Annotated in this window: 12 protein-coding genes; 7 read left to right on the forward strand and 5 right to left on the reverse strand. The window is 60.0% G+C overall.

Annotated elements, in window-relative coordinates:
• Positions 1 to 76 precede the first annotated feature (76 nt).
• The 4 genes from AF71_RS17115 to AF71_RS17130 all read left to right on the forward strand — a co-directional run bounded on the left by AF71_RS17115 (position 77) and on the right by AF71_RS17130 (position 3,100).
• Entirely contained in the window at positions 77 to 286 is a 210-nt protein-coding gene (locus tag AF71_RS17115) for a hypothetical protein (RefSeq protein WP_018857307.1), read from the forward strand.
• 11 nt (positions 287 to 297) lie between these two features.
• On the forward strand, positions 298 to 930 hold the full coding sequence (gene maiA, locus AF71_RS17120) for a maleylacetoacetate isomerase (RefSeq protein WP_018857308.1): 633 nt from the start codon (positions 298 to 300) through the stop codon (positions 928 to 930).
• 364 nt (positions 931 to 1,294) lie between these two features.
• On the forward strand, positions 1,295 to 2,347 hold the full coding sequence (locus tag AF71_RS17125) for an alpha/beta hydrolase (RefSeq protein ID WP_018857309.1): 1,053 nt from the start codon (positions 1,295 to 1,297) through the stop codon (positions 2,345 to 2,347).
• Between the two features lie 336 nt (positions 2,348 to 2,683).
• Entirely contained in the window at positions 2,684 to 3,100 is a 417-nt protein-coding gene (locus AF71_RS17130) for an Ohr family peroxiredoxin (RefSeq protein ID WP_018117208.1), read from the forward strand.
• Positions 3,101 to 3,207: 107 nt separating this feature from the next.
• Here AF71_RS17130 and AF71_RS17135 read toward each other — a convergent pair whose 3' ends face one another.
• Positions 3,208 to 4,542, reverse strand: coding sequence for a HAMP domain-containing sensor histidine kinase (locus tag AF71_RS17135; RefSeq protein WP_169682251.1), 1,335 nt, complete (start codon positions 4,540 to 4,542; stop codon positions 3,208 to 3,210).
• Positions 4,542 to 5,279: a response regulator gene (locus tag AF71_RS17140; RefSeq protein ID WP_018117210.1), complete on the reverse strand. Its 738-nt coding sequence runs from the start codon at positions 5,277 to 5,279 to the stop codon at positions 4,542 to 4,544. The genes AF71_RS17135 and AF71_RS17140 overlap by 1 nt, the downstream gene beginning before the upstream one ends.
• Before the next feature lie 450 nt (positions 5,280 to 5,729).
• Here AF71_RS17140 and AF71_RS17145 point away from each other — a divergent pair, with 450 nt between their 5' ends.
• The 3 genes from AF71_RS17145 to AF71_RS17155 all read left to right on the forward strand — a co-directional run bounded on the left by AF71_RS17145 (position 5,730) and on the right by AF71_RS17155 (position 8,999).
• A complete protein-coding gene (locus tag AF71_RS17145; protein WP_018117211.1) occupies positions 5,730 to 6,017 on the forward strand; it encodes a hypothetical protein in 288 nt (95 codons plus the stop codon).
• Positions 6,018 to 6,371: 354 nt separating this feature from the next.
• Positions 6,372 to 7,340, forward strand: coding sequence for a DMT family transporter (locus AF71_RS17150; protein ID WP_169682290.1), 969 nt, complete (start codon positions 6,372 to 6,374; stop codon positions 7,338 to 7,340).
• A 324-nt stretch (positions 7,341 to 7,664) separates the two neighbouring features.
• Positions 7,665 to 8,999 carry a solute carrier family 23 protein gene (locus AF71_RS17155; protein ID WP_018857312.1) on the forward strand — a complete coding sequence of 445 codons (1,335 nt, stop codon included), beginning with the start codon at positions 7,665 to 7,667 and terminating at the stop codon, positions 8,997 to 8,999.
• Positions 9,000 to 9,192: 193 nt separating this feature from the next.
• Here AF71_RS17155 and AF71_RS17160 read toward each other — a convergent pair whose 3' ends face one another.
• The 3 genes from AF71_RS17160 to AF71_RS17170 all read right to left on the reverse strand — a co-directional run bounded on the left by AF71_RS17160 (position 9,193) and on the right by AF71_RS17170 (position 12,832).
• A complete protein-coding gene (locus tag AF71_RS17160) occupies positions 9,193 to 9,984 on the reverse strand; it encodes an SDR family oxidoreductase (protein WP_018857314.1) in 792 nt (263 codons plus the stop codon).
• Between the two features lie 332 nt (positions 9,985 to 10,316).
• On the reverse strand, positions 10,317 to 11,822 hold the full coding sequence (locus AF71_RS17165) for an acetyl-CoA hydrolase/transferase family protein (protein ID WP_169682254.1): 1,506 nt from the start codon (positions 11,820 to 11,822) through the stop codon (positions 10,317 to 10,319).
• Between the two features lie 104 nt (positions 11,823 to 11,926).
• On the reverse strand, positions 11,927 to 12,832 hold the full coding sequence (locus AF71_RS17170; protein ID WP_169682255.1) for a universal stress protein: 906 nt from the start codon (positions 12,830 to 12,832) through the stop codon (positions 11,927 to 11,929).
• Between the last annotated feature and the right edge of the window lie 87 nt (positions 12,833 to 12,919).

Consider the following 12,919-nt stretch of genomic DNA (forward strand, 5'->3'; position numbering starts at 1 on the left):
TTCAACCCGCTGACGAGCAATCTGAGTTTTTCGGCCGCTGGCCCGAACAGACCGAGCAATCGAGGAGAAAGAAAAAATGCGCATTCTGGTCATCACTTATGCCGTGCTTGCGTTGGCAGCTGTGCCATGCGCCTGGGATAGCGCTCCGGGCGAGCCGCCCCCGATCGCGGCACTGTTCTCGCTGTTGTCGCCGGCGGCGGATGCCGGCTCGCAGGAGCCCGCGCAGATTGCAAAGGCTTCCTTCGTGACGTCTGATAACCTATTGCTCCAACACGCGAACTATTGAGGAAATCAACAATGAAACTCTTCCAGGACAAGATCTCGTCGGCTGCGTCCCGTGTCAGGATCGCACTTGCGCTGAAGGGTCTGGACGTCGAGCGCGAGGCGATCGGAATTCTTGGGCCGGATGCACTCAACCGGAAGCCGGAGTATCTGCAACTCAATCCGCAGGGGCTCGTTCCGGCTTTGCTGACGGATGAAGGCGTATTGCTGACGCAGTCTCTCGCCATCATCGAATATCTCGACGAGCGTTACCCCGAACCTCCACTCCTGCCCGGCAAGCTTGAAGATCGCGCCTTTGCGCGGACCGTCGCCCTGGCGATCGCCGCGGATATCCATCCGCTTCTTCCGCCCCGGGTGGCCGCGCACCTGGGAACGATCGGCGTCAAGGCCGAGGACATCGCGGAATGGAGCCGCCACTGGATCCGTGTCGGCCTGACGGCAGTGGAAGAATTGCTCGCGCGGCGGCAGACAGGTCAGTATGTAGCCGGCGATGCGCCGTCGATGGCCGACATCTGCCTCTTCCCACAGGCGATCAATGCGGAGCGGACTGGGCTTCCGCTCGACCAGTGGCCCCGAATTGCAGCGGTTGTCGCCAGGCTTCGAGAGATCCCCGCCTTTGCCGACAATGGTCCGGCGCCCCGAAGCTGAGATCCTTGCTGTTCAACCAGTACCGCTGCCGGATTCTTAGCCTTGATGGCTCGCAGTGCGGCCGAATGCCGCGCCGCTTGATTGTCGCCACATCGGGTCGTCCGCACAGGGAATCTAGGATATTCAACCGCTGGGTGCTTCAGCCCTCGAGGTCGGGTCACGCGTTGGCCCGGCCTTGCTGATTTTCGCGCGCGTGAGTTGTTGTAGGTTGTGCTGGGAGCGGACAAAAGCAGTGCAATGTATACCAATGTATCTCTCAACAAACGTATCTACATTGGGTTTCAATTCCAGCCAGCGGACACACAAACGATACACATCGATCATGCTTAATATCGGTGTCTTTAACAAAGTCTGGAGAGTAGCGATGGCAGAGGAAGTCAATCAACAACGGCGGCGGTTCATGGGCGTGGCGGCACTGACCGTCGCAGCCGCACAATTAGGGGGCATCGGGACGAGCCTTGCCCAGGCGGCGACGCCGGCTGCTGCCCGCATTCCTGCCATCGCGCCAGGCACCAACACGTCGTTCGGCACAATCAAGCAGATCGATGCAGGCATGCTTAACGTCGGCTACGCCGAACTTGGAGCGAGCGACGCGCCTCCGGTCATTCTCCTGCATGGCTGGCCCTATGACATCCACACCTATGTCGACGTCGCGCCACTGCTGGCCGCCGCCGGCTATCGCGTCATCGTGCCTTATCTGCGTGGCTACGGCACTACGCGTTTCCTCTCCGACAAGACGATGCGCAACGGTCAGCAGGCTGCGATTGCTGCCGATATCGTGGCGTTCATGGATGTCCTGAAGATCGAGAAGGCGCTGATCGCCGGTTGCGACTGGGGCGCTCGGACGGCCGACATCATCGCGGCGCTTTGGCCGCAGCGCTGCAAGGCCCTGGTTTCCGTCAGCGGTTACCTCATTGGCAGCCAGGAAGCCAACAAGGCGCCGCTACCGCCGAAGGCGGAGCTAGCCTGGTGGTATCAGTTCTACTTCGCGACCGAACGCGGTCGCAAAGGCTATGAGCAATACCGGAGCGAGTTTGCCAAGCTCATCTGGCAACTCGCGTCCCCCAAGTGGAATTTCGACGACGCGACCTTCAACCGCAGCGCCGCCGCCTTTGAAAATCCCGATCACGTCGACATCACCATTCACAACTACCGCTGGCGTATCAGTGCGGCCAAGGGCGAGCGGAAGTATGACAAGTTCGAAGCACAGCTTGCCAAGTTCCCGTTTATCGGCGTGCCGACAATTACGTTAGAAGGTGACGCCAATGGTGCGCCTCATCCGCAGCCGGAGGCCTATGCCAAGAAGTTCTCGGGCAAGTATGAGCATCGGCTGATCACCGGCGGCATTGGTCACAATCTGCCGCAAGAAGCGCCTCAAGCCTTTGCACAGGCCGTGGTCGACGTCGACCGGTTCTGATCGCTCTACCGGTGGATAGCCGCGGCTTTTCCGGTTTGGCCTTTGGAATTCTGAACCTGGCGGAGAGCGTTTTCGGCGTTCACGCCGGGTTTTTTCATGGGTACGCGTGTGAAGCGATCTCATCAGTCGCAATCTGCGTCCGGCAATTGGTTGAGATATCGGCCTTTCGCCTGTGGTTCGTATCGCAGTGTATCGGCCCCACGTCTGTGGGGGAGTTGGTTACATTTCAGCGTGACGGCGAAACATTCCAGACACGTGCGGAGCGCCATCTGTGTTCGACCGCAAGCGAGGCAATCGGGCCTCGGCGGCGTCCATTTCGTCGAAAGGAAGAACAGTATGAGTGAGAACCAGAAAGTCATCTACACTGGTAAGACACACACGACCGGCGGCCGCGATGGAGCATCGCACAGCTCCGACGGTCGCCTTGACGTCAAGCTGTCCTCGCCGGGCAGCACGGGGCAGGGGACGAACCCCGAGCAGCTTTTTGCCGCCGGCTGGTCGGCCTGCTTCATTGGCGCAATGGGCTTTGCCGCCGGCAGCCTGAAGGTCGCGCTTCCGGCCAACCTTGCGGTTGATACCGAGGTGGACCTTTGCAGCAGCACCGGCGGCTACTCTCTTCAGGCACGCCTCAACGTCAGCCTGCCGGGCATTGATCAGGAAACTGCGCGGGCCATTGTCGACGCGGCACACCAGACCTGCCCGTATTCCAAGGCAACACGCGGCAATATCAACGTCACCATAAACCTCGTCTGACGAGATAAGAAAAACGGTCCTCCCCGTCAGATCGGGTGTGTGATGTTGAGGAGCGGCAGCCGTCACGGCTGCCGCTCTTTTTATTGGAGAGTGTGCCCGGCGGCGGGTTAAGCCGCGGTTTTGTTGATGGCGATTTCCGCCACGAGGCCACCGCCGTCGCGGTTGCGCAGCGTCAGCGACCCACCGATTGCCGCGGCCAGCTGCACGGCAATAGCAAGGCCAAGTCCGGTTCCGCCGGTGTCGCGATTGCGCGACTGTTCCAGCCGGAAGAAAGGCTTGAGGACGGCTTCCAACTGATCATCCGGAATGCCGGGGCCGTGATCGAGCACGCTGATCACGATGCCCTCATCGGAGCGGCGTTTCACCTCGATCTCGGCGCTGCCGCCGAACTTCAGTGCATTGTCGATGAGGTTGGTCAAAACGCGCCTCAAGGCATGCGGCCGCGTCATGATCGCGCCGCCGCTCATCTCCTTGATAGCAACGGCCTTGCCGGTGTCCTGGTAGTCGTAGACAAGGCTCTCGATGAACGAGGACAGGTCGATGCGCGAAGGTTTTTCGACATTGCCGTGGGCGCTACGAGCATAGGCGACGCCTTCCTTGACGAGACGTTCGATCTCGCCGAGATCCTGCATCAACTTGTCCCGATCGCCGAAATCCTCGGCCATTTCTGCCCGGAGCTTCATGCGCGTGATCGGCGTCTGCAGATCATGCGATATGGCTGCAAGTATCTGGACGCGCTCCTCTAGATATTGAGCGATGCGCTCGCGCATTGCGTTGAAGGCGGTTGCGGCATAGGCGACTTCGCTTGGTCCCGTCTCACTCAGGCGAAGGGCCTTCACGTTCGGATCAAGTGTGTCAGCCGCTTTTGCGAGATTGACGAGAGGACGAATGGCCTGACGCACGGCAAACCAGCTGCAGAGGACCAACAAAGCCAGTTGCGCGGCGAGTACATAGGGCAGCCAGTCGGCGAGGGGCATAATGCCCGCGGGATTGACGTCTATCGTCAGGGGCGTTCCATCGCTGAGGGCGAGATGCGCCTGAAGGCGGAAATTCGGACCGGGGATGGTTTCGACCGTGATCGGAAATTTCGGCCCGATCGCCGCCCGTACCTTGGCGGCAAATTCGGTGCCGCGTGCATCGAGCGCCGGTTTTCCTGGCAGGCCCGGCCCCAGAACAAAGCTGTAGCTTCCCCGGTCAAGGCGATCGAGCCAGTCGGCGCGCTCGTCTGGCGGGAGGCGATCGAGGATGGCGATCGAGGTCGAAACATCGTTTTCGAGGGTGTTGAACATCACCGATCTGGCGGCCGTGTAGCGCTCGAAAAACAGCACGGTGAACGACATGGCATGGGCGACCGCCAGGCCCGCAAGCAGAATAAGAAATAGCCGCGCTCCGAGGGTGCGCGGCCACAGACGAAATCCATTCAGAAGGGCGTGCGTCGCCATCAGCGGGCCTCGGTGATCTCGATCGGCATGGAGAAGACATAGCCTTCGCTGCGGACGGTCTTGATGTAGGTCGGTTCGCGGGCATCGTCGCCAAGCCGCTGGCGGACACGGCTGACCAGAAGGTCGATCGAGCGGTCGAAAAGCTCGGCGTCGCGGCCCTGTGTCAGGTTGAGAAGCTGATCGCGGTTCAGCACCCGTTGGGGGTGGTCGATAAAGACGCGCAGAAGGCGATATTCGGCGCCGCTGAGTGCGATGACCGTTCCGTCGGAATCGACAAGATGGCGTGCTGTCGTATCGAGCTTCCACTTGCCGAAGCTCAGCAGTTGGCCGGCTTCCGACACCTGCAGATTGGGCGGCAGCATGCGGGTACGCCGGAGCACGGCCTTGATGCGCGCCAACAATTCGCGTGCCGAAAATGGTTTGGCCAGGTAGTCGTCTGCGCCCATCTCGAGACCGATGATGCGATCCATCTCGTCGGTGCGCGCTGTCAGCATGACGATCGGAACGGCCTTGTGTCGTCCGGCCCGCAACTCGCGGCTCAGAACGAGGCCATCGTCGCCGGGCATCATGACATCGAGGATGATGAGATCGACCGAGTTCGCGTCGAGGAATGCGCGCATTTGCCGGCCGTCGGCGACGGCGGTGACACGCAGGCCGTTTTTCTTCAGGTAGCTCGACACGAGCTCCCTGATTTCGCGATCGTCATCGACGATCAGGATGTGGTCGATGTGCTCCATCGCGCGATCTCCATTATTGCACTGCTAGCGACGCCCCTGATGTATCCGCCGTATGTTTACGGCCTGCGGGCTTGCATGTCTCTGTATCCAACGGATCTTTGGATACATTGCGATACAATGTCCACACCTTGAATTCCTCCGATAAGTCATGGAAATCGTTTTGTTCATTCCGATGGCATTGGGCCGGCAGCTGTCCGGTGACAAGCTGCTCGCGGCGCGCCGTTCGCATTGAGATGGCGGTCACGCCAGGGCGAACATTTCCGCGGTTCTGGGTGCGAGGGGCGCATTGCGCCTATGCAGCAGCAGAGCAAACAATCTGGATCGCTCAGGCCTTAGGCAGCCTCAAGCGTCCGATCGCTTTCTGCGACAAACACATCGAGAAATAAGGTACACCATTGATCGGCGGTGACTACATGTGCGAGAATCTGACTATAACCTGGGGGCCTGAGGATGATCCAAATAGTAGCGGCGGCGATGATGGCAGTTCTTGTTGCGGGTTGCGCGGTCACGTCGGTTTCCTATTCGGGGGAAGGATATGCGCCTATTCCCGGCAGCATAACCTATGGCGGCCAGCCTCGAACGAAGCTGACGAAGGCGCCGATCGGCTCTTCGTTCCCCCATACGTTCACGGATCAGACGGGGCGTGAGGTCGAGGAGATCTATGTCATCCAGCCCGATCGAACTCTGCTTATAGTCCAGCGACACTATCGGCCGTTCTTGGCCTGGAGCAGAAGGTAAGGCAGGGCTGAGAGCCCATGCCCCGATCGACCCTCGGGAAAACTTTGAGGTTCGTTTGGCGAATCCGGCTGGCTGCAGAAGATCAATCACGTCCGGATCGTGCCAGATAAGTCAATTTGCCCTTCGTCCTGGAATGCGTCGGCACCTCGGCACCCGCGACCTAAGGTACATTCCGGTACAAATCGACGCTCAACAAACACACGCCGTATACATTCGGCCGCTCTAATCCGACGCGATGTTGGGCAAGTCCAACGCGCGCGCAAACGCTCGGTTGCTCAACGCCGATTTTGGAAGATCGTCGACAGGGCAGCAGCCAAGGATGTACCGGTGTTTGGAAGACCAGAGGGCAGGACGATGGAAAAAGGCTTCTACATAGGCGTACTTGCCGCACTCTTCGCGGCTTTTGCCTTTTCGCTCAACTTCGTTGTGCCCTTCATAATTGGTGGCTATTCGACCTTTGATTTTGCCCTTGTCCGCCATGTAGCCTCCGCATTGGTCGGCTTGTGCGTTCTGTTTTCGAATAAGGGGGCGGTACAATATCTCACGCTCCGAAACGTGCTTTCCACGATCTGGCTCTCCTTCATTGGCTATGTCGGTTACTTCCTGACGGTAACGGGAGCTGCCATTTTTGCGGGGCCAGTAATTGCTCCCGCCTTTCTTGGTCTGGTTCCAATCGCTCTGATGGTCATCGGCAATCAACGGCAGGCATCATTGCCATGGCGGTTTCTGCTGATGCCCCTCATGTTGGTCCTGGTCGGTCTAATGTTGGTCAATGGTACGGTATTCACGGCCGAAGGATTAGATTCTGTCCGTTCATTCTGGATCGGCGTTCCATTGGCGCTTGCAGCGGTCGCGTTGTGGGTCTGGTTCGCGATTTCCAACCAGGCCGCACTGGCCGCCCGGCCTGACATGCCATCTGGTGTGTGGTCCGCTCTTATTCTCGTCGGTGGAGGCGTCTTGATGCTTGCCTTCTACCCGGCCGGAGCTGCAATGGGTCTCTTCCAGCTTCCCAAGCTCGGCTTCGGCTGGCATTCCGCCGGCTCGCTCTATGTTTGGGGCGTATCGTTCGCACTACTGGCAACGGTATGCGGCGTGTGGGCCTGGAACATTGCCTCAAGAAACTTGCCTGTCGCACTGGCCGCGCAATTGATCGTTTCGGAAACCGCGTTTGGTGTCATCGGCGGGCTGGCAGTCCATGTGCGATGGCCGAGCGCTGTAGAAACCGCAGGAGTCGCCATTCTTATTGTTGGGGTAGTCCTGTCAGTCCGGATCTTCTACGAAACACAGTTTCGACCGGGCAATCCGGTGCTGGCATCGGAATGAGTGCTCTGCCGCCAGGTGGTCGACGCTCGCCCAAAAGACAGCTTCGGCCGGGATGCACCGCAAGCGGTCATTCGGCCGACAGGTATTGTCCGACAGCTTATTCCTCGCCTGAATCATTCAGCGGGTCGATGTTGTGGGAAAGTGTTCCGACCCCATGACAGCGGCGGCCGATATCAGTATCGAAGCATCGGGTAAGCCGGTACAAGAAGTCTAAGCCTAGCGACGGTTGAGTATTCGGATGACCGATAACTCTATTTAGCGCCTCCGACCCATCTCAAAATTCTTCAAGGTCGCTTGGCGAAATCGAACGGAACGGGGCGAGCGATGCGCGACACAAATGGCTATTTTCCGCGTTGGCGGCTGAAGACGGAGGGGCGCATTCTGCCCGACGAGCGGCTGCCCACAGGGCAGACGATGGTGCTGGGCCTCCAGCATGTCGTGGCAATGTTTGGCTCAACGGTGCTTGCTCCGATAATCATGGGTTTCGACCCCAACGTCTCGATTCTGTTTTCCGGCCTTTCGACGTTGATTTTCTTTGTCGCCGTAGGCGGGCGCGTGCCGAGCTATCTCGGCTCGTCCTTCGCCTTCATCGGTCCCGTTCTTGCTGCAACGGGGGCGGTCGCCGGGGCACCCAACCCGAACATCGCGCTGGCGCTCGGTGGCATCATCGCCGCGGGGGCGATTTATGCGCTGATCGGCGTCGCGGTCGCGCTCGCCGGTCATCGCTGGATTGAACGGCTAATGCCACCAGTCCTCACCGGCGCAATCGTCGCCGCAATCGGGCTTGTTCTCGCGCCGATCGCCATATCCAGCGCCTCGGGCATTGGCCCTGCCAACCCTGAGGGCGACCAGCTCTCGCGCTGGGTCGCAATTCTGACGTTCGCCGCCGTCGGCCTGGTCGCGGTCTACGCGCCGGGCATTGCCCGCCGCCTGCCGATTCTTCTCGGCGGCGCGCTCGCCTATCTCGCCTATTTCTTTGTCGCGAACGGTTTGGGCCACGGCGCGCCGATCAATTTTTCCGGCGTCGCGGCGGCCCCTTGGTTCGGTTGGCCTCACTTCACGGCGCCGGTCTTTTCCGGCTCCGCGATCACGCTGATCGCCCCAGTCGTCGTTATCCTCATTGCCGAAAATCTTGGGCACATCAAAGCAATCGGGGCAATGACGGGGCGCAATCTCGACCCCTATCTCGGCCGCGCCTTCATCGGCGACGGTATCGCGACCATGGTTTCGGGTGCCTTCGGCGGTACCGGCATGACGACCTATGCCGAAAACATGGGGGTGATGGCGGTAACGCGCATCTTCTCCACGCTCGTCTTCCTCGTTGCGGCCGCGGTCGCCATCCTGCTCGGGTTCTCGCCGAAATTCGGCGCCCTTATCCAGACGATCCCCGGACCTGTTATCGGCGGGCTTTCGATCGTCGTTTTCGGTCTCATCGCGGCGACTGCAGGCCGCATATGGGTCGAGAACAAGGTCGACTTCGCCGAGCCGCGCAACCTCATCACGGTTGGCGTCGCGCTTGTGCTGGGTGCGGGCAACTTCAAGCTCGCGGTCGGGGGATTTACGCTTGACGGAATTGGTACCGCGACGATCGGAGCGATTATCCTCTACCACGCACTCGGATGGGCGAACCTGCCCAAGGGGTCAGACCAGAACGCTTAGCGCCCGTCGCCATCGCGCGGGACGAGTTCCCGCGCCTTTGCGTCCTGCTCTGCGCTCTGCCGGCTGCCACGAGGCAGCCATCGGAGGCGCGGCACGCAGAGATCAAGGACCATGGAGTCGCGGTTCACCGGCGTGAGAGCTGCTCTTCCCGAGTAGTGGCTCCAGGCAGGTCGAACCCGGCAAAAGTCTGCTGTCAGAGAGTGTCGATGACCCCACCGTCCACGCGAACGGACGCGCCCGTGGTCGCGGAAGCGAACGGCGACGCAAGATAGGTCACCAAGTTGGCGACTTCCTCGACGGTGGCGGCACGTTGAATGATCGAGCTGCTGCGATGCTGCTTGACGAAGGCGGCAGCGACCTCCTCCAGCGGCAGTCCGGTTCTAGCTTGCTCTTCGGCAAGCATCGTTTCTACGCCTTCGGAAAGCGTGGGCCCAGGGAGGACGGAGTTCACTGTGATGCCCGTGCCGGCCATGCGCTTGGCGAGACCACGGGCAACCGCGATGTCGGCGGTCTTGCTGACGCCATAGTGGATCATCTCGACCGGAATGTTGAAACCGGATTCGGAGGCCAGGAATATCACGCGGCCCCAGTTTAACTTCTGCATGCCTGGGAGATAGGCGCGGGAGAGCCTGACGGTGGACATGACGTTGACCTGCCAGTGTCGATCCCAGACCTCGTCCTCAGCGTCGAAAAAGTCGATTGGCTGGAAGATGCCCGCGTTGTTAATCAGGATGTCTACCTGAGGAATTTGGGCGACAAGCGCTGCACACCCCTCGGCGGTTGAGAGGTCGGCGGCAGCAGACTTGACTTTGCCACCGGGACCTTCGCTCTTGAGCCGTGCGGCGGCCTTTGCGGTTTTGTCTTCGGACCGGCCGTTGACAACGACATCCGCTCCAGCCCTTGAAAGCTGGCGGGCAATTGCGTAGCCGATGCCTTCCGTTGATCCTGTGACCAGCGCCCTCTTACCAGTAAGATCAATTTGCATTTTCCGCTCCCGTCGAGGTTGGATGACGAAACGTATAGTCAGTTCTGCAGTCTCGCAACGGTCTGACCGCCGAGGATCCGGCGATCTTTCACACAACATCGTCAGTCAGCACGAATGCGGCAACCTCCGGACCGAGGAGAAATCAGACCTTACGGCGTCGATCGCTTCATAAAGGGCGGCCGGCGAATTCTCTCCTGCCAACACCCGATTCAACGGCAACACCCATCGCGGAACGGAACGCGTCCGCTTGGGGCGATCATTGGCAACTGACGGCTTTGCGCAGACAGCGGCCACCAGCGTACAACAATGGCTTGGATGGCAACCTGGCTCCGTCACAACATCGAGCCGGTATCGATAAAGCGCTGGTGCCACGACAAGGCTTCCTTCGGCAAGGTTGGGGTTTGTAAACCGTAAGAGCCGGCAAGCGCGCGCTCGAAATAGTCAAGAAGAGCGGGCCGGTAGGTGGGATGGGAACAGTTGTCGATGATCGTCCGCGCGCGTTGCTTCGGCGAAAGCCCGCGCAGATCCGCAAGGCCCTGTTCCGTCACCAGCACCTGGACGTCCTGGTTGATGTGATCGACACGACTTGCCTGCGGCACAATCGCAGAAATCTTGCTGCCCTTGGCAGTCGATGGAGTCATGAAAATGGAGATATAGGCATTGCGCGCAAAATCCCCGGAGCCGCCGATACCGTTCTGGATGCGCGAGCCCATGATGTGGGTCGAGTTAACATTGCCGTAGATATCAGCCTCGATCAGGCCATTCATCGCAAGACAGGCAAGACGGCGGATCAGTTCGGGATGATTGCTGATCTCCTGCGGCCGCAGCACCATCCTGTCACGATAGGTTGGCATGTTCTCGTTAAGACGACGTGCCGCCTCCGGGCTGAGTGAGAAGGCGGTCGCGGAAGCCATCCTGAGCTTACCGGCATCGAGCAGGTCGAGCATGCCGTCCTGGATGACCTCGGTAAATGCCGTCATGTTCTCGAAAGGGCTGTCGATCAAGCCAGTCAGCACGGCATTGGCGATATTGCCGACGCCGGACTGGATTGGCAGAAGCGAAGCCTGCAAACGCCCCTTGGCAACTTCGTGACCGAAGAATTCCAGCAGGTGGCCGGCAATGGCCTTGGCGGCGTCGTCCGGCGGCGTAAAGGGCAAGTTGCGATCCGGCGCATCGGTCTCGACAATAGCGACGATCTTGTCGGGATCGCAGCGGAACGCCGTTTCGCCGATCCGGTCATCCGGCCGAACCAACGGTATCGGGACCCGGTGCGGCGGCAGTGCCGTGCCATAATAGATGTCGTGCATGCCTTCGAGCGCCGGACTCTGCCAACGATTGACCTCGAGTATGACCTTCTCTGCGCGGTCGAGCCAGGTCTTGTTGTTGCCGACCGAGGAGGACGGAATAAGCGAGCCATCGGCGCGAATGCCGGAGACTTCGACAATCGCGGTATCAAGGGGGCCGAGAAAGCCCTGCCAGGCCATGGGCGCGACCTGAGAAAGATGCATATCGAAGTATTCCATTTCGCCTCGGTTGATCTTTTCGCGGGCGTATGGATCAGAGTTGTAGGGCAGTCGAAACTCGATGCCGTTCACTCGGGCGAGCGCGCCGTCGAGTTCGGGACCGGTGGAGGCGCCAGTCCAGACACGAAGATGGAAAGGATTGCCCCCCGCATGCTCTGCTTCGATCTTGGCCGCAAGTGCAAGCGGTACTGATTTCGGATAACCCGATCCGGTAAAGCCGCTCATCCCCACCGTCGAGCCGCTGGTTATCAGCGATGCCGCGTCCTCGGCCGTCATGATCCGTGAACGCAAATTTTCATTGAATATTCGGGACATATTCGCCTCCTAGCTGTCTGCGTGAACAGGCGGTTTGACCCGCACGAAGCGTTCCGCGCCTTGTCGCGCGCGGCGTCGATCAAGCGCCGGTCTAGTCGGCTCCATCAATGGCTCATAAGTAGAGGAATAGTGGCATGGGACAGCAGGCGATAGGTGACGCGGCCGAGAAGCAGCTCGAGCAGATAACCGTGCTTGAACGCACCGATCAGAATGCAGGTGGCGTTCGTCGACGTGCCAAAGTCGAGGATGGTGTTGCCGACCGAGCGGCCCGATGACGAGGTAACGACAATCTCGGCATCCAGCCCCAGCTGATGGCAGATTTCCCTGGCCGACTTCTCGTACTGCCTGTTCGGTTTGTCATCGACGCAGAGCACCGTGATGCGGTTGGCGGCGGCAAGCCAGGGCCTTGCGGCGACCATTGTCCGTCGTGCGTGGTCATGCGGCTTCCAGCCAACGAGGACGTGGTCCAGCAGGTGCCCCCGATAGCCACTGGCTGGGGGGACCAGCACCAGCTTGCCTTCATGAAAGAGGACATCGTGAAAGGCATCACGAGCGTCGAGATTGCCTCTGTAGGGCGTTACGACAAGCGATGCATTCCGGCAGACAGTGCTGACGCAGCGGCGCAGATCGCCCTGGCAATCGCCGAGCATCAGGTCTTGCCGGTGAGGCGCATGCAATTTCCACTCCTCGAACAGCTGCCTGACGTGTTCGTACCGCTCGTGCGTCGAACCTTCCTCCAGGTCGCGCATCATTTGCAGTTCGATTTCCTCGGCGGATACGAGCATCGACAGTGGATCGGCACCGATGTGCACGGCGGCAATGTTGTCCTGCACGGCATCGGCCGCGTCGTCGGCCAGATCGAGGCAGGTTTGTGCCGAGGCTGGATCGGGCAGCAGCACGACAATATCGGCATGGCTGGTGAGATCACGAACGTTGCGTGGAGCCGCACCATCGTGAGATGCGCTGAAGCCTTGTGACCAGTTGCGGTCGTCGGTGGTTGTCGTGATCAATCTGGCCCTCCTTCATGGATCGGCCCGCACGGTTGCACTGGAATAATACGCTAATCTGACCGGCGTTGAAATCGCCTTGGCAGAGGA

It is taken from the genome of Rhizobium sp. 57MFTsu3.2, from assembly GCF_012932765.1.
Classification (GTDB): Bacteria; Pseudomonadota; Alphaproteobacteria; order Rhizobiales; family Rhizobiaceae; genus Rhizobium; species Rhizobium altiplani.

Excerpts from the sequence above, each read along its gene's own strand:
- AF71_RS17115 (WP_018857307.1), top strand. The coding sequence starts at position 77 with ATGCGCATTCTGGTCATCACTTATGCCGTGCTTGCGTTGGCAGCTGTG.
- AF71_RS17165 (WP_169682254.1), bottom strand. The coding sequence starts at position 11,822 with ATGTCCCGAATATTCAATGAAAATTTGCGTTCACGGATCATGACGGCC.
- maiA (WP_018857308.1), top strand. The coding sequence starts at position 298 with ATGAAACTCTTCCAGGACAAGATCTCGTCGGCTGCGTCCCGTGTCAGG.
- AF71_RS17150 (WP_169682290.1), top strand. The coding sequence starts at position 6,372 with ATGGAAAAAGGCTTCTACATAGGCGTACTTGCCGCACTCTTCGCGGCT.
- AF71_RS17135 (WP_169682251.1), bottom strand. The coding sequence starts at position 4,542 with ATGGCGACGCACGCCCTTCTGAATGGATTTCGTCTGTGGCCGCGCACC.
- AF71_RS17145 (WP_018117211.1), top strand. The coding sequence starts at position 5,730 with ATGATCCAAATAGTAGCGGCGGCGATGATGGCAGTTCTTGTTGCGGGT.
- AF71_RS17125 (WP_018857309.1), top strand. The coding sequence starts at position 1,295 with ATGGCAGAGGAAGTCAATCAACAACGGCGGCGGTTCATGGGCGTGGCG.
- AF71_RS17155 (WP_018857312.1), top strand. The coding sequence starts at position 7,665 with ATGCGCGACACAAATGGCTATTTTCCGCGTTGGCGGCTGAAGACGGAG.
- AF71_RS17130 (WP_018117208.1), top strand. The coding sequence starts at position 2,684 with ATGAGTGAGAACCAGAAAGTCATCTACACTGGTAAGACACACACGACC.
- AF71_RS17160 (WP_018857314.1), bottom strand. The coding sequence starts at position 9,984 with ATGCAAATTGATCTTACTGGTAAGAGGGCGCTGGTCACAGGATCAACG.
- AF71_RS17140 (WP_018117210.1), bottom strand. The coding sequence starts at position 5,279 with ATGGAGCACATCGACCACATCCTGATCGTCGATGACGATCGCGAAATC.